At 54.0% G+C, this 16,548-nt stretch carries 15 protein-coding genes; 7 read left to right on the top strand and 8 right to left on the bottom strand.

Features of this window, described 5'->3' with window-relative positions; translation table 11 throughout:
• Positions 1-37: 37 nt before the first annotated feature.
• From rpoH to ftsY, 4 genes are all read right to left on the bottom strand, one after another.
• Entirely contained in the window at positions 38-892 is an 855-nt protein-coding gene (gene rpoH, locus ACQYWX_RS02420) for an RNA polymerase sigma factor RpoH (RefSeq protein WP_216738859.1), read from the bottom strand.
• A gap of 240 nt (positions 893-1,132) precedes the next feature.
• Complete coding sequence (ftsX, locus tag ACQYWX_RS02415) at positions 1,133-2,167, bottom strand: permease-like cell division protein FtsX (RefSeq protein WP_216738860.1); 1,035 nt, start codon at positions 2,165-2,167, stop codon at positions 1,133-1,135.
• A 33-nt stretch (positions 2,168-2,200) separates the two neighbouring features.
• Entirely contained in the window at positions 2,201-2,863 is a 663-nt protein-coding gene (ftsE, locus tag ACQYWX_RS02410) for a cell division ATP-binding protein FtsE (protein ID WP_216738924.1), read from the bottom strand.
• Between the two features lie 58 nt (positions 2,864-2,921).
• Positions 2,922-4,052 carry a signal recognition particle-docking protein FtsY gene (gene ftsY, locus ACQYWX_RS02405; RefSeq protein WP_431687764.1) on the bottom strand — a complete coding sequence of 377 codons (1,131 nt, stop codon included), beginning with the start codon at positions 4,050-4,052 and terminating at the stop codon, positions 2,922-2,924.
• Positions 4,053-4,235: 183 nt separating this feature from the next.
• Here ftsY and rsmD point away from each other — a divergent pair, with 183 nt between their 5' ends.
• A complete protein-coding gene (rsmD, locus tag ACQYWX_RS02400; protein WP_431687763.1) occupies positions 4,236-4,829 on the top strand; it encodes a 16S rRNA (guanine(966)-N(2))-methyltransferase RsmD in 594 nt (197 codons plus the stop codon).
• Between the two features lie 64 nt (positions 4,830-4,893).
• On the opposite strand, the gene ACQYWX_RS02395 is transcribed toward rsmD, so the two are convergent.
• Together ACQYWX_RS02395 and ACQYWX_RS02390 are read right to left on the bottom strand one after the other, a co-directional pair.
• Positions 4,894-6,522, bottom strand: a complete 1,629-nt coding sequence (locus ACQYWX_RS02395; RefSeq protein ID WP_431687762.1) for a hypothetical protein — start codon at positions 6,520-6,522, stop codon at positions 4,894-4,896.
• Positions 6,523-6,670: 148 nt separating this feature from the next.
• Positions 6,671-7,864: a DesA family fatty acid desaturase gene (locus tag ACQYWX_RS02390; protein ID WP_431687761.1), complete on the bottom strand. Its 1,194-nt coding sequence runs from the start codon at positions 7,862-7,864 to the stop codon at positions 6,671-6,673.
• Positions 7,865-8,179: 315 nt separating this feature from the next.
• Between ACQYWX_RS02390 and mutM the strand changes: the two genes are divergently transcribed.
• Both mutM and ACQYWX_RS02380 read left to right on the top strand, forming a co-directional pair.
• Positions 8,180-8,995, top strand: coding sequence for a bifunctional DNA-formamidopyrimidine glycosylase/DNA-(apurinic or apyrimidinic site) lyase (gene mutM / locus ACQYWX_RS02385; RefSeq protein ID WP_431687760.1), 816 nt, complete (start codon positions 8,180-8,182; stop codon positions 8,993-8,995).
• Positions 8,996-9,197: 202 nt separating this feature from the next.
• Entirely contained in the window at positions 9,198-9,542 is a 345-nt protein-coding gene (locus ACQYWX_RS02380) for a hypothetical protein (protein WP_279503793.1), read from the top strand.
• Positions 9,543-9,632: 90 nt separating this feature from the next.
• On the opposite strand, the gene cysQ is transcribed toward ACQYWX_RS02380, so the two are convergent.
• Entirely contained in the window at positions 9,633-10,466 is an 834-nt protein-coding gene (gene cysQ / locus ACQYWX_RS02375) for a 3'(2'),5'-bisphosphate nucleotidase CysQ (RefSeq protein WP_431687759.1), read from the bottom strand.
• A gap of 115 nt (positions 10,467-10,581) precedes the next feature.
• Here cysQ and yrfG point away from each other — a divergent pair, with 115 nt between their 5' ends.
• From yrfG to ACQYWX_RS02355, 4 genes are all read left to right on the top strand, one after another.
• Positions 10,582-11,259 carry a GMP/IMP nucleotidase gene (gene yrfG, locus ACQYWX_RS02370; protein WP_431687758.1) on the top strand — a complete coding sequence of 226 codons (678 nt, stop codon included), beginning with the start codon at positions 10,582-10,584 and terminating at the stop codon, positions 11,257-11,259.
• A 13-nt stretch (positions 11,260-11,272) separates the two neighbouring features.
• A complete protein-coding gene (gene hslR, locus ACQYWX_RS02365; RefSeq protein WP_127968192.1) occupies positions 11,273-11,686 on the top strand; it encodes a ribosome-associated heat shock protein Hsp15 in 414 nt (137 codons plus the stop codon).
• A 30-nt stretch (positions 11,687-11,716) separates the two neighbouring features.
• On the top strand, positions 11,717-12,574 hold the full coding sequence (gene hslO / locus ACQYWX_RS02360) for an Hsp33 family molecular chaperone HslO (RefSeq protein WP_431687757.1): 858 nt from the start codon (positions 11,717-11,719) through the stop codon (positions 12,572-12,574).
• Between the two features lie 230 nt (positions 12,575-12,804).
• Entirely contained in the window at positions 12,805-14,340 is a 1,536-nt protein-coding gene (locus ACQYWX_RS02355) for a phosphoenolpyruvate carboxykinase (RefSeq protein ID WP_216738869.1), read from the top strand.
• 77 nt (positions 14,341-14,417) lie between these two features.
• Here the strand turns inward: ACQYWX_RS02355 and ACQYWX_RS02350 are convergent, their stop codons facing one another.
• Entirely contained in the window at positions 14,418-16,508 is a 2,091-nt protein-coding gene (locus ACQYWX_RS02350; RefSeq protein ID WP_431687756.1) for a TRAP transporter large permease subunit, read from the bottom strand.
• Positions 16,509-16,548: the final 40 nt, after the last annotated feature.

Genomic DNA, 16,548 nt, shown 5'->3' with positions numbered 1-16,548 from the left:
ACCGCCGTGCGGCGGTTTTTTCAATATCTGGCGTCGCTTATGCTTCAAGCATCAGCTTGACCTTCTTCATTGCATTCTTTTCCAGCTGGCGTATACGCTCAGCGGAAACGCCGTACTCATCGGCAAGCTCATGCAAGGTGGCTTTGCTTTCAGCCAGCCAACGCTTTTGAATGATGTCTTTACTGCGTTCATCCAACTGAGTCAGCGCGTCGTGGAGACGACTGTTGGAGTCTTCCTCCCAGTTTTCATTTTCCAGCATCATCGCCGGATCATAGCGGCGATCTTCTAAATAGTTCGCCGGAGCCCTGAACGCCGTTTCGTCGTCTTCATCCGCGCCTGCGTCAAAAGACGTATCCTGGCCAGCCAATCGGCTTTCCATTTCCCGCACAACATGGGTATCGACGCCCAAGTCCTCCGCAACGGCTTTGGCTTCGTCATTGGTCAACCAAGCCAGACGCTTCTTGGCGGAGCGCAGGTTAAAGAACAGTTTGCGTTGCGCTTTGGTGGTCGCCACTTTGACGATACGCCAGTTACGCAAAATGAATTCGTGAATTTCCGCTTTAATCCAGTGCACCGCGAAGGAAACCAGACGAACGCCGAACTCAGGGTTGAAGCGTTTAACCGCTTTCATCAATCCAATATTCCCTTCCTGGACCAAGTCAGCCTGAGACAGACCGTATCCGGAATAACTCTTGGCGATATGCACCACAAAGCGAAGGTGAGCCATGACTAACTGTCTGGCTGCGTATAAGTCCTCGTTCTGGTGGAAACGTTCCGCCAATTCGCGCTCTTCTTCAGCGCTGAGAACAGGAATGCTGTTTACCGCGTGAACGTATCCCTCCAGATTCCCTACTGGAGCAAGCATTTCTACAGGCCGTAAACTGGTACCCATTCAAAATCTCCAATTATCTTACTCGACGTGAAATATAGCACTTGACGATTGGACTGCCAACGCAGTCTAAAGTTCCCCATTGTAACGATATGTAACGCTGCAATCGACTTTATCGTCCTCGTCTGAAAGCCTCTGCGAGCCTATCCCTATCAAGCCCGCCGCCCGCACTGGATTACAGGACTTAACTGTAATTAAGGCCGGCTGTCATTATTTCAATAGCTGGACGATATTAAAAATTGGTCATTTAGGCTCAATATCATCCAAATGCCGTCTTACGGCGAGCCAGGCGCCGCCGCAGCCCAGGAAAGAGCCCGTCAACAGCAGCAAGGAAGAGGCTTCAATAGACAAGCCGGACAAGTTGAAGCTGCTGTAATACAACGCCGCTAACTGGTTCACCGGTCCGCTCAGCCAGAGCAGCGCCATGTTCACCAATAGCCAGGCTAATAAAGCGCCGCCTACGCCATACCAAAAACCGGTATACAAGAACGGTCTGCGCACAAAGGGATCGGTACCCCCTACCAGCTTGACCACCAGAATTTCGTCTTTACGGTTCTCAATCGCCAAGCGGATGGTGTTGCCGATGATCAGAATGACGGCCAGCCCCAATAACGCGCCTATGGCCAAGGTGCTGCGCCCCAGCACTTCAAACAAGGCATTCAAGCGCTTCACCCACTGCAGATCCAATTGCACATTGTCCACTTCAGGAAGCTTGGACAACGTTTCCGTGAAAGCCTGCACCTTTTCCGCCTGCCCGTATTCCGGCGCGGGCTGCAATACAATCACCGCCGGCAACGGGTTATCGTCCAGATAAGCCAGTACATCCCCCCAACCAGACAGAGACTTGAACTCCTCCAACGCCTGAGTGCGGTTAATGAACTGCATTGACTGCACCTCAGGACGCTCTTTAAGCTTCTGCGCCAATTGATACGCTGCCTGGTCGTCCACATCCAGTTTCATATAGAGCGATACCCGCGAGGCGCCCTCCAGCCCTTCCGTCAGTCCACCCAGATTGCCGAGCATGACAAACAAGCCACACGGTAAAGCCAGCGCCACAGCGATCACCAGCCATGTCATCAGACTGGACAAAGGACTTCGTATCAGGCGCATTAAGCTGTCGCGGGCGATCAGACGGTGGTGGGAAAAGTAGGCTTCCAGGCCGCTTTGCTCTAATCCGGCGGAGGCGCCCTGACGTGGCGGGGCTTCCGCTGGCGGAGGAGGCGGCTGTTTACGACCCGATCTTGAAGGGCTGGCTCCGCGCGGTATGTTTTCTTTCATATTCTTTTATTCTCTTCGCTCGGGAGATTTTAATCAGCCGCGACCGGCCACCAGTTGGCCATGATCCAGTCGCATTACGCGATGCTTCATATGAGAGATCAGCGCCAGATCGTGGCTGGCGATCAGCACGGTCACACCGACCTGATTAAACTGCTGGAACAATCGCATGATCTCGGCGGACAACTCAGGGTCCAGGTTTCCTGTCGGCTCATCGGCAAGCAGCAATGGCGGTTTGTTCACCACCGCCCGGGCGATGCCCACCCGCTGCTGCTCCCCTCCAGATAAAGTGATGGGCAATGAGTTTTCTTTCTTCAACAGCCCTACTTTATCCAGAGACGCACGCACCCTTCTTCCAATCTCCCGGGAGGAAACGCCTGCGATTTCCAATGGCAAGGCGACGTTTTGAAATACAGTGCGATCAAACAGCAAATGGTGATTCTGGAACACGACCCCTACATGGCGACGGAAATAGGGAATTTGCCGGCGGGGAAACTTCTCCAGATTCTGACCGCCGATATAAATGCGCCCTTGATTGGGACGCTCCATGAGCATGATCAATTTCAAAAGCGTGCTTTTGCCCGCGCCAGAGTGCCCGGTCAGAAACGCCATCTCTCCGCGCCGCAATGAAAAACTGACCTCAGACAGGGCTTCAAACCCACCGCTGTAGCGTTTCGAGACCCGATCAAAGTGGATCATGCTGTCGCCGATCATAAGTTTCCTCTTTGCCTCATCGCCTTGCTCTTAAGCCTCGGTTTTATGCGTCAAACAGCGCATCCACAAATTCGCTAGCGTTGAATGGGCGTAGATCGTCAATACCTTCCCCTACGCCGATATAGCGGATCGGCAATCCGTGTTGCTTGGCGATGGCGAACAAGATACCGCCTTTCGCCGTGCCATCCAGTTTGGTGATGGCGATACCGGTGACGCCAACCGCCTGACGGAACAACTGAGCCTGACTCAGCGCATTCTGTCCTGTACCTGCGTCCAGCACCAACAACACCTCATGAGGCGCTTCCGGGTCATGCTTCTTGATGACGCGAACCACTTTCTCCAGCTCGGACATCAGATTCTCTTTGTTCTGCAGACGTCCCGCGGTATCAGCGATAACAACGTCCACTCCACGCGACTTAGCCGCCTGCACCGCGTCAAAAATGACGGAGGCGCTGTCCGCGCCGGTATGTTGCGCGATAACCGGCACATTGTTGCGCTCACCCCAAACCTGTAGCTGCTCCACAGCAGCGGCGCGGAAGGTATCTCCGGCGGCCAGGACGACAGAGCGGCCTTCCTGCTGGAATTTATTGGCCAGCTTGCCAATCGTGGTGGTCTTACCGACGCCGTTCACGCCCACCACCAGAATCACATAAGGGGTCTTGTTTTCGACTTGCAGAGGGCTGGAGCATGGTTCTAACAGGCCGCGAAGCTCTTCTTTCAGAGCTTCATAGAGGGCAGATGAGTCTTTTAACTGATTACGATCAAGCTTTTCAGTAATGGCCTGAGTAATCTGCGTCGTGGCCTCAATACCCACGTCGGCGGATAATAACAAGGTTTCGATTTCTTCCAGCAGCTCTTCATCTATCGCCTTTGTGCCGGCGAACAGCGCCATAAGGTTCTGGCTAAACTGGCCGCGGGTTTTGCTCAAGCCTGTGCGCACCCTCGTCAACCATCCGCCGGAAGGCTCTTGCGCAGCGACCTCTTGTGCAGGCTCAGGCTGCGTCTTTGCCGGCGTGACGCCCTTCGCTTCAGCTTGCTTCTGCGTTTCAGGCGGGCTCAGTTCGAATGGGCGCGGACGCGGGAGGCTATTTCTACGGGACAGAATGTCGGCGATCAATAACAATACCGACAGCCCCATCAGGGCCATAAACACATAGTTGATCATTGAATGCATATCAGAGATGTCCAAAACTTAGGCGAAGATGCAAATGGGGCCCTATTCTATTAACCTGCGATGTTCGTACGCAAGGCTAACGGCCCTACCTGCTCCGCCGCGCTCAAATATAGGCGGCGAAATTGAGGACGTGACGCCCTAAGCGCCTGGTAATTTACATTTCATTCGGACTACACACATAGCATGAGACATAAAGGCAAGTCCGCCCCGGAGTTGGGCCAGTTGCGCATTATCGGCGGCTCCCACCGGGGTAGAAAACTGACGTTTCCCGCTTTGGACGGCGTGCGCCCTACCCCAGACCGGGTGCGGGAAACGCTATTCAACTGGCTAATGCCCATATTTCCCGGCCCTCGCTGCCTGGATGTATTCTGCGGCAGCGGCGCGCTGGGATTGGAGGCGCTTTCCCGCGGCGCGGCGGATGTGACCTTTATTGATCAAAGCCCAGTGATTGCATCTCATTTGAAAAGCCAAATACAGCTTCTACGCGCGGATAATGCCAGCGTGGCGAACGCAGACGCGTTGAGTTGGTTAAGAGCGGCATCGCCGGACAAGCCCTGGGAAGTTGTATTTCTTGATCCGCCTTTCAGAAAAGAGTTTCTTGCTCCCGTCCTGCAAATCCTGGCGGAAAGACAACTGCTTGCAGCAAACGCCTATGTGTACATAGAAGCGGAGGTAGAGCTCAATCCCCTCCCATTGCCTCCTGGCTGGACTATTTCCCGTCATAAGACAGCGGGGCAAGTGCAATATGCATTATGTCAGGTTCGCCAGCCAGACTGATTTTTTAGCGGCGCTCACTACCGGAGAGCGCCGCACTCAGGCTTTCATCTTCAGTAAGCGGTTATCATGGATATGCGGGAAGGTTGTAACCCCGAGCAAGAATATGCTCCCAAATATTGGCTTCCGAGTCAGATACTGTCATTAAGTCAAAATCCAATGGCGAGCCGCCGTCCACAACGTTGACGGTGTTGGCGTTTTCATCACTCAAATCACTATCCAGATCCCGATCATATAAAAAGGCGCCGCCTGCATACATGCAGATATTGGTTGGGGCATAGGTAATGTCGGACGAACCATCGCTGGAGACGATGTATTTGTCGCTGGTCGAGTCATAAGTCAGAAACTGTCTCTGGGCATATTGATTAAAGTCCGTTGGACTGTGATCGCCTCCCGGGCCAGCCCAGTTACATATAAAACCATTAATTTGGCCGCTCAGACTCTCCTGAACCCTGTCGCCAAAACCAAAGTATGCTTCGCCTCCGGCCGTGGTCTCTATACCTACATCCAAAATCCGCGCATGGGAGTCGCCTGAACCCGCCTGCCACGAATAAGAATAGAGGCCCAGCAGACTGTCGGTATTAAACTCAGCAGTAAATACATTGAAGTTGTCCGCCCACGCCCCACCCGGATCAACAGCAAAGGCCTCGCTCAATACCGTAGAGGAAACCAGATTATCCCGGATATCCGCTGCTGGCGTCGTACTGGCCCAGCCACAGGCTGTGGCGCTTCTTGATTGCAAAGTGACGTTGGTGGAACCCGTTTTCTTGTAGTGGACGGAACCATTGTGGGAGACGTTGTTATCCCCCACGCCGCAATTACCGCCAGTGAAAACATCCTCTACAATGTACGAAAATAAACCTTCGAACAGACCCGCGTCACGATCAGTAATCGCGTGTTGTAGACTCAAGACGATATTGCGAGATCCAGATCCGTCGTCGTAACTCACGGACAAACTGTAAGACCAGACAGAGCCGCCAGCATCCAGGCTCATGGTCGCACTGTTAAAAGTCATGCTGCTCAGACTCAACGCATTCAGCTCATCCGTCAGGTCGACACTCGCGCCAGGGCTGATATCGTCCGGCCAAGTCGCGCCGGTGGACTCGTAAACCGCCACCATCCCCGCCAATGTCAGCATCCCCATCCCTACTCGCGCCTGAACATCCCGCATTCGAGCGTTCAACTGGGCCGCCGCACAAGCTTCCCCGTCCTCCGTACTGGCGTTCCAAATGCCCAGATCCCCACTCGGTAGCTCGCCCGAACCGGGATCGCCCATCCCTGCATCAGGGTGGTTTTGCCACTTTAATGTCGGTCCGTAACAGGAGGCATTACCACCGCGGGTAAAGAACGCCGTCGGATCAAAGCTCGCAGTCAACGCCAAGTCTCGGCTCAAAACCCGAGAGATGGTCGCAGACGTTTCCGTGTAGGCGCTTGAAGACGCCACCGCTGAGGCGGAAAAGGCAGCGCCGGGAAGTTCCTTCCGTTGCGATTTGTCGCCGACTTTTAGAGCGCCCAGACCACTGGAGGCGTCCACAGGACTGGCCACAGTCACGCCTGTGGGGAAATCAACCGTAGCGGACACGCTTCCGCTACTACCGCTATCTGATGAGTTGTTGTCAGAATCACACCCGCCAAGGATGAGCAAGGTGAGCAAAGAAATATATAAGAAAGTCCCGACTGTGCTTTCGCTTTTCATGTTTCCTCCTGATAGATGAACAGCGCAAAGTGCGGCGGACTGATTCTCGCCTGAGTCAGAGGAAAGTATGGTCAAAGATTGGGGAAAGAGGATAAAAAAGACCGGCTTCCGCCGGTCTTTCCAGAGATATGTCAGGCAGAGGAAGCCGCTATCGCGCCACGGCAGGCGCCGGGACCAAAGAGAAGGATTTCAGCCAGGCGGCAAACTCCTCCAAATGGCGCACGCCGCTTTGCTCCGCCTGATGACACCATTCACGCAAAGCCGCGACTTTATCCTGATATTGCATACCCGGCTGACGTTTCCAGATCGCCTGCAGCTCTTTGCTCTTTTGATAGATCATCTGCAGGGTTTCATGCTTCGCCAGCACTTCCTGCAAGCGGTGATGTTCTTGCGGATGAATCAGAGATTCCTCCCGATACATCAACTTACGCACTTTCTGCAGTAATGTGCGCTCTTCCGGTGGCAGTTGCAGCTTGCGCTCATTTAGTAACGGAGCCAGCACTTTTTTACGATACTGCACCATCACTTGAAAGCGGTTGTTAGCGATGGCCATCAGTGTATCCATATCCAGCAGCGCCTTTCCGGGCACCTGATGCGCAATAGGGCCGACAGGCTTAGCTTTGGCCAGACGAAGAAATTCAAAGATCTTGATCCACATCCAGCCAATATCAAACTCCCAGGGTTTAACGGAAAGCTTGGGAGAGTGCGGATAGGTGTGATGATTGTTGTGCAACTCTTCGCCGCCAATGAAAAAGCCCCAGGGCGAAATATTTCTGGCGTTGTCGGTGCATTCAAAATTGCGGTAGCCAAAGAAGTGCGCAATCCCGTTAATAACGCCAGCGGCAAAGAAGGGAATCCACATCATCTGCACCGCCCATACGGTAATCCCCTTGGCGCCGAACAGCAGCAGATCAATCACCGCCATGACGGTGATGCCAATCCAGTTGTAGGGAGCATATAGGTTACGCTCCAGCCAGTCTTCCGGGGTGCGTTGTCCGTAACGCTTGAGGGTTTCCTCTGTAGCGCCGGCTTTATAGAGCTCCGCGCCACTCCAAAATACGGTCTTCAGCCCTTTTTTCACCGGGCTGTGCGGGTCTTCTTCAGTCTCACACTTCGCATGATGTTTACGGTGTACAGCTGTCCACTCTTTCGTAATCATGCCTGTTGTCAGCCACAGCCAGAAACGGAAAAAATGTGCTAACGCCGGATGCAGATCGACTGAGTTATGAGCCGAATGACGGTGTAAGTAAACAGTGACGCTCACAATGGTGATTTGCGTAAGAATCAGGGTCGCCAGGACGGTTTGCCAAGCAGTCAGCCCCAGCAGGCCTTCATACCACATGTGGAAATCTCTCTTGTTGTATCCCGAAATTTGAGCGTACAAGTGTACGCTAAACTTTGCGCGCCCGCATATTAAAGTTTGTAAGAAATTGCTGAAAAACCGGCCTGAAACGGGACGATGTTCGCACTCTGCAATCAGCGATTACAAAGGCTAACTCATGCTGTCTCGGGGAAGTTCTCTATAGGTTTTTCGCAACCTCATGGTTAGACTGTGATTTTTACGCGGCGAATGCTAAGAGCTCCACCTTTTCCGTGGGGTATAATCAAGCCGATAACGTTCACCCTCTTACCCAGTTCGAAGACAAAGGTTTACCCCGTGCCAGAATTACCAGAGGTGGAAACCACCCGCAGAGGCGTCGCGCCCCACATCACCGGCCGTAAAATTCTTAAAGTAAATGTCTATGAACCACGGCTACGCTGGCCGGTGCCAACCGACTTGCCTGCCGCCGCCGAGGGCAAAACGGTGCAGGACGTCACCCGGCGCGCCAAATATCTGTTAATCAATCTGGGTGAAAATGAGCTGCTTTTTCATTTGGGAATGTCCGGCAATCTGCGCATCGTGGCGCCGGAAACCCCACGCATGAAGCATGATCATGTAGATATATTGCTCGACGGCGATATAACTCTGCGTTACAACGATCCACGACGTTTCGGCTGCCTGTTGCTCCTAAATCCGCCAACGCAGGAACACCCCCTGCTGAGACATCTCGGTCCTGAGCCCTTGAGCGACCAGTTCAGTGGAGAGCTTCTTTATAAGTTGTCCCGACAACGCAAGTCACCGGTAAAAACATTTCTCATGGACCAAGCCATCGTGGTCGGCGTAGGCAATATTTACGCGAATGAAGCTCTGTTCCTGGCGGGCATCCGCCCCACGCGACCAGCAGGAGAAGTTAGCCTAAAACGTTATCAGGCTCTGGCGGATGCGGTAAGAAAAGTACTAAGCGACGCCATCAACATGGGCGGCACCACTTTGCGTGATTTTGTAGGCGGAGACGGCAAGCCCGGTTATTTTCAGCAAACGCTGCGGGCTTATGGTCGTGGCGGACAGCCCTGCATACTGTGTAAAACGGAACTCAAAGAAATCAAATTAGGCCAGCGGGCCAGCGTGTTCTGCCCCTCTTGCCAACGATAAGATAAGCCTACTATCGCTATAGGCGCCTGATGGGAGAATGTCACAAACTCAACAAAAGGCGTCGACAGGGGCGCAGCAAAGTTAGAAAATACACAAAATATTATTGCAAAACAGCTGATTCTTTTTTAGAAAGTTTTCAAAAGCCTGTTATATTTGTCTTAATAGATAGACTATTGGATTTGTTAATTGGGAGAGTTCACCCATGCGCCAGACGCTTATTCGTTGGATTAGTATTGTTGTCGCCACTGCAGCTTTTGTCATGCCTACTGCAGGATACAGCGAAACCGTGGAGGAAAAGCCATCCGCGTTGGCCATGACCGGTGACGCTCTGTTCGCCCGTCCAGTGCTGTTCGGCATCACCGTCATTGGCTCTGTCGTTTATGTCGCGTCACTGCCCTTTTCCGCCTTGGGTGGAAACGCTGGCGAAGCGGCGGAGACTCTGGTTATCGGCCCAGCCAAAACCACCTTCGTACGTTGCCTGGGCTGCACCCAGGTTGGCCGTAAAGAGAAAGTGGTGACTTTGGGCGACGAAGGCGCTCAAAATTAAGTCGACAGACTACGTTTAGAATACAAAAAGCCGGCTTACGCCGGCTTTTTCGTTTTAGTGCCCCACCTTTGAAGCAGAAGGCTTGCGCAACTAGAGCACCAGCTCTTTCCATACTTCGCCATCGTCTGCGATAGCGTGAAAGTGCGGATTCAAGATGCTTTCTTTAGAGTTATAGCGCAGCGGCTTATATTCTGCGTCCACCATAATGCCCCCCGCGCCAAGTAGCACCGCATGAGCCGCAGCAGTATCCCACTCAGAGGTCGGCGCCAAACGGGGATACCAATCCGCTTTGCCTTCCGCCACCAGACAGATTTTTAAAGAGCTGCCGATGCTTTTGCGCTCCAGTTTCGCAAAACGCGCTTCTGCTTTATCCAGCATGGGCTGCAGTGCTTCGCCTCCATGACGGCGGCTGGCCACTACCACGACGTCCGCCTCCGGGTTCAGCTTGCGGGCGGTGATTGCATGAGATGCGCCATTTTCCGCCAAAAACGCAGCGGCGTCGCCATCCAGACTCCAGCCATAATACAACTGGCTTCTCACAGGCACATACACCCAACCTGCAACCGGAAAGCCTTCATGAATCAACGCGATATTGACCGTGAACTCACCGTTTCGGTTGATAAACTCCTTGGTGCCGTCAAGCGGGTCGACGAGCCAATAGGTCGTCCATTGACGGCGCTCTTCGTAGTCCGGCAAGGTGGACTCCTCCGACAGCACAGGAAACCCTTCCGGCATTTTACGCAGGCCTTCAGCGATAATTGCATGGGCTCTGCGATCCGCCTGGGTCAATGGGGAGTCATCATCTTTGGTGGTGATTTCAATGGATTCTGCTTTTTCATATACATCGAGAATCGCTGCTCCGGCCGCATTCATAATCCCTTGAATTTCGGCATGCATACGCTCAATGGTGTTTTTATCAATCATGTAACCTTGTCCTGATGGGAAGGGGGACGACGCCATCTTTGCACGCGCCTGTCCTGTACTCTTTGAAAGAGTTACAATCTAACAGAGTTACTCATGAAGTAAAGAAGGTTATTGCATGCTGGATTGGAGCGCCATCGATACCATATTGCTTGATATGGATGGCACATTACTGGACTTACATTTCGACAACTTTTTCTGGATGGAGCACCTGCCAAAGCGCTTGGCGGAGCTTAAAGATATTCATCCGGAAGTCGTGAGCAAAGATCTGCTCGATAAAGTCCGCCAACTGCAGGGGCAGCTGAACTGGTACTGTCTCGACTACTGGAGTCGTGAGCTGGACGTCGACATTCCCACGCTAAAAGAAGAAGTCCGACATCTTATTGGCTATCGCCCCTTTGTTGAGGAGTTCCTCAAGACAATGCGGGACAGCCATCATCGAGTGGTAATGGTGACCAATGCCCATCGCAAAAGCCTTGACCTCAAGTTACGCCAGGTCGACCTGACGCCTTATTTTGACAACATTGTCAGCTCCCACGACTTTGGGGTTCCCAAAGAGGACAACGCATTTTGGAGCCGTTTGCAGGAGGTTGAGCCATTCCAGCCGGACAGAGCGCTATTGATAGACGACAGCTTGCCCGTACTGCGCTCAGCCAAAGAATACGGCGTCGCGCACTTGCTGGCGGTCTTGCACCCGGACAGTAAGCGCCCCGCAAATGAAGAGACGGAATTTAAGGGCATTCTGCACTTCGATCAGATTTTGCCTGCCAACGTCTTCGTCAACAGTAAAGTTTAGAGACAGGTAATAAATGAAGGAGCAGGCTTCAGCGACAGAACACAAAGTGCGGTTGGATAAGTGGTTATGGGCCGCGCGCTTCTACAAAACCCGCACCCTCGCCAAAGAGGCCATTGAAGGCGGCAGAGTGCACTATAATGGAGCCCGCGTTAAGCCCGGACGGGTAGTTGAAGCCGGGGCGGAGGTCACGCTCAAACAGGGCTGGTCGGAAAAGACTGTGCTGGTACTGGACATATCCGAAAAACGCGGCCCGGCCCCTGTGGCGCAGAAGCTATATCAAGAAACGGAAGCCAGCGTCGAAAAACGCGAACAACTGGCCTGGCAGCAGAAGCAGATTCAGGCGGCGCAATTGCCGCCGGCGCGCAGGCCGACGAAGAAGCAACGGCGTATGATCCACCGCTTCAAAGAACAAGCTGAACACGATTAATATTGATTAGAGCAGGATATTTCCTCACTCATGAAAGCCGATTTACTGCAACGCTTTATTTTTGACGAACTGGACATCCGCGGCGAACTGCTGGTTTTGGAAAAAACCGTACAGGACGCGCTGTCTCGCCATGACTACCCACAGGCCATCCAGTCTTTACTGGGCCAGGCTTTAAGCGCGGGTCTGCTGCTGAGCGCAACGCTCAAAATCAAGGGCGACACCACCCTGCAAGCCACCGGCGAAGGCGAGTTACGCCTATTGATGGCTGAAGCGACCCACCGCCGCACCGCCCGCGGCATCGCTCGCTGGGAAGGTACGCCAAACAGCGCGTCATTAAAGCAATTGCTGGGAAATCGCGCCGCTCTCGCGATAACTATTACGCCTCAAAATGGTCAGCGCTATCAAGGCATTGTGCCTCTCTCTTCGGATTCACTTTCCGCCTGTCTGGAAGAATACTTTGAGCGCTCCGAGCAGTTGGCGACCAGAATCTGGCTATATGAGTCCAACGGGCGCTGGGGTGGACTGCTGTTACAACAACTTCCCGCAGCCCGTGGCGGCGAGCACTCCGCTGAAAACTGGGAGCGTATCGTTGCGCTATCCGCCACGCTAACGGCGGAGGAGTTATTCAGTTTGCCCGCGGAAGAAGTGTTGCATCGCCTGTTCCATGAGGAGTCCGTCAGAGTCCTGCAGGAAGAACCCGCCAGTTTCTGGTGCTCCTGCTCAGAAGAGAGAACCCTGGAAGTGGTTAAATCCCTGGGCCGCGAAGAAGCCTTATCCATCCTGGATGAGAGCGGCGAAATAGAAATGAACTGCCAGTTTTGCATGCAGCGCTATAGCTTTGCCCGCGAGCGCATAGAGCAGTTATTCGACTCCCCCACCCTTCACTGAACCTGACGCGCGCGCGAACCGTTTCGCGCACCCCGGCCGGCCCCCACGGGGCGGGCCGGAAACGCCCGCAGGACTAGGCCTTACGCACACCCGGAAACTGTCGTCTTTTCAACCTGCTTTTGGCATAATAGCGCCCCTGTTTGCGATAACGCAGCGCGTCCCGAGCATAACAAAACCTAAAAGAACGGCGGCGTCTGCGCCTATGATTGTTATAATGAGGGCGAGGTTAAGTGAGCAATATATATACAGATCTTAGTTCAGCCGAGTTGGTTGAACAGTCTATTTGCCGTAAAGAAGGCCGCATGGCCGCCAACGGCTCCCTGGTGGTCAACACCGGAAAACGAACGGGACGCTCCCCAATGGATCGTTTCATCGTACAGGAGCCCAGCACTGCGGATGCGATCGACTGGGGCGCGATTAACCGCCCCTTCGATGCAGAGAAATTCGATGCGCTTTGGGACCGCGTCGAAGATTACATCTCCACCCGCGACCGATTCGTTTCCCACCTGCACGTAGGCGCCGATCCCGAGCACTACCTACCTATCAAAGTCACCACCGAAACTGCCTGGCACAACCTGTTCGGCCGTAACCTGTTCATTCGCCCCGAGCGTTACAACCCGGCGGACAAACAGGAATGGCAAGTGATGAACATTCCAGACTTCGTGTGCGAGCCTGAGCGCGACGGGACCAACAGCGATGGCGCAGTAATCATCAACTTTGCGCGCCGCAAAGTATTACTGGCCGGCATGCGGTACGCAGGAGAAATGAAGAAGGCGATGTTCTCCGTGCAGAACTTCCTGCTGCCGGAAAAAGACGTGCTGCCCATGCACTGCTCCGCCAACGTCGGCGAAGATGGTCAGACATGCCTGTTCTTCGGTTTGTCCGGCACTGGCAAAACCACGCTGTCTGCTGACGAGTCCCGTTTTCTGATCGGCGACGATGAGCACGGCTGGGGACGCGGCACGGTTTTCAACGTGGAAGGCGGCTGCTATGCGAAGTGTATCGATCTAAGCCAGAAAAACGAGCCGGTTATCTGGAACGCTATTCGTTTTGGGGCCATCGTCGAGAACGTCGTCATTGACGATCAAGACCGCACGCCGGACTACACTGACGTATCCCTGACCGAAAACACTCGCTGCGCCTACCCGCTTGAGCACGTGGAAAAACGCGTGCTGGAAAATCGCGCAGGCGAACCGTCTGCGATCGTCTTCCTGACTTGCGATATGACGGGCGTATTGCCTCCTGTTTCCATCCTGAGCAAAGAAGCAGCGGCTTACCACTTCCTGAGCGGCTATACCGCCCTGGTAGGCTCTACTGAGATGGGCTCCAGCTCCAAGCTGAAATCCACTTTCTCCACCTGCTTCGGCGCACCGTTCTTCCCTCGCCCCGCAGGCGTTTATGCAGAACTGTTAATGAAGCGTATGGACGAATTCGGCAGCAAGGTTTATCTGGTCAACACTGGCTGGACCGGCGGCTCCCACGGCGTAGGCAAGCGCTTCAGCATTCCTGTGACTCGCGCCATCATCAGCGCCATCCAAAGCGGTGAGCTGGCGGATGTCGAAACGGAGCACCTGGAAAAACTGAACCTGACTGTTCCTAAAGAACTGGAAGGCGTAGACAGCGTACTGCTGAACCCGCGCAACACCTGGGCGGACAAAGAAGCTTACGACGCCAAGGCGCAGGATCTGATCCAGCAGTTCGTGGAGAACTTTAAAAAGTTCGACGTTTCCGACGCCATCCGCGCAGCGGGTCCTTCTTTGGACTAAGCGACGGCTCTGTCAAAAAACCCGGTTCGCCGGGTTTTTTTATGCCCAGACTTTACCGTCAACGCATCCGAAACTGGCTAGCTCCATGCTTGATAAGCTAATGGACCAAAAGCCACGATGACCAAAGCGCTACCCAACACCAGCAGCGGCATGAGAATACGTTCATGACGTTGATAGAAGCTTCCCTCCTCCATCTGCGCCAAGCGGATTTCCTCTTCTCCAACCACTTGCCGTGTTAATAAATGATTGAGCGCCACTGGTGGGCTTAAATAGCCCAATTCAAAGGCCACCAGGGTCACCATCCAGAAATGAACGGGATCGACGCCATTGTCATAAGCAATCCTGGCGATGGTCGCACTGACAAGAATGACGGCGCCATAAGGGTCCATCACCATCCCTATCACCACCAGTATCGCCACCAGCATCAACATGACCATCCAGACGCTGGCGAAGCTGTGCGGGAAGATTTCCATCAGGCCAGAACGCTCTATCACGCCTCCTACACTGACGGAAAGCCCCATTAAGAATAACAGAGCGCCGATATGAGTCGTCGTTTCATTCGTCGCCGAGCGCAACGCCTTCTCAAAACCAGCTTGTTTTCCTTGTTCGGAAGACTCTTTTGTTTCCGCCACGTCTGGTTTTCGATAGCGCTCGTAAATCAGGATAGCCAGCATCATCACCGGCAATATGCGCGGGGCGGTAAACTCATTGAGAGCAACGCCTAATCCCCAGGAATAAACCAGAGCGACGGCGCTGATCGCCAACACATAAGGGATAAGCGGTTTTAACGCGGCCAGCATGGCTGGCGCAGCGACGCGCACCGGAGCCAGCGCAATAGGGCTACAGCGGTTTATGGTCATACTGAAGGCGGCGAACAGCATTAGCGTCAGCACGAATACTTTGCCGCCCCAGCCGAACAATTGATCCGTAGTCACTTCCCGGTTCAAGTAGGCGATGATCACCACCAGCAGACAAGGACGCAGCACTACGCCAAGGCTGCCGGAAATAGCTGTGGCCGCTAAGGCCAGTTGGCGGCGCGCCCCGGCTTTACGTAGTTCCAGATAGATAACCGAGCCCGCTGCGATCACGAATATGCCCGAGGCGCCGGTATACGCCGTGGGTATGGCCGCAACAGCGATCGCCACAAAGGCGAGCATTTCCGGGGGCATCTTCCAAGGGTGAAATACGTTGAACACCAGGCTGGCGAGTCTTGTCTCCTTCAGCATCATGCCAATCCAGACATATAGCCCGACATTCAGGAACATGTCGGATAAATCCATCATCTTATCCAGATAGATACCCACTCCCGCGACATGTCCCTCCAGCATGAAGTAGGTTCCGGATATCAGACACATGGTGGTATACAACGGCACGCTCAGTAACGCTCCGCCAAGGCGGCCCCCTGGCCTGGCGTCATCCGGCGTTTTGATCAGTTGCCAGAGGCTCATCAGAGTCAGAGCGCCAAATCCGGACATCCACAACAGATGCAATGCGTCCCGTTGCGGCGATTCGCCGCCATGAGCAACCCCCAGCTCACGGAAGGACCAGGAAGACGCGAGCAGCATCGCATTGGCGATCAGTTGCAAAGCGGTGGAAACACGATGATCCCGCGCCGTCACCATCGGCCGCATGGCGATATGGTGACGGCCGGCGGTCGCAGTGGCTGCGCAGATCAACACCAGAATGACCAGGATAAAGCGCTGAGAAGTCAGGCCAAATGCGATGACGTCCGCCACAAACAGCTCCCCAGCCCGGAACGCCCTCAGCCCTGGGGTGATGCGATCCTTGGTGGCTTCATAGCGCTGAAACTTCTCGACGCACGCGGCCTTGGCGTTGAGTAAAGACGCCCGCAATGTCGCAGGATCGACAGGGTCCGGCTCGAACAATCCCAGATCGTCGACGGGGGCTTGCTGTTGCACCATCAATCGCTGCAACTCAGACTCAATATTTGGGTTGGGATTACACTCCGGCGCGACCGGCTCAGTACGCAACTCGTAATATCCCGGCCAAATCGCCTGCCCCATTTGCAGAATTTTATTGTGGATATCGCTGGCGGCGCCGAACGCCACCACCGCCGCCAAAAGCAGACAAACCGGAAATGATGAAAACCACTCCCGCTTGGTCCGGCCGATGGCTACGCCGGACTCATAGGCTAGGGAACCATTCATGATTTAGTGCAATCCAGATGATGTTCGATGACCGCCCGCC

Origin of the sequence: Hahella sp. NBU794 (assembly GCF_050749805.1) — a bacterium.
Taxonomy (GTDB): Bacteria; Pseudomonadota; Gammaproteobacteria; order Pseudomonadales; family Oleiphilaceae; genus Hahella.
The sequence above is the reverse complement of the archived record's forward strand: the minus strand, read 5'-3'. Positions and strand labels throughout refer to the sequence as shown.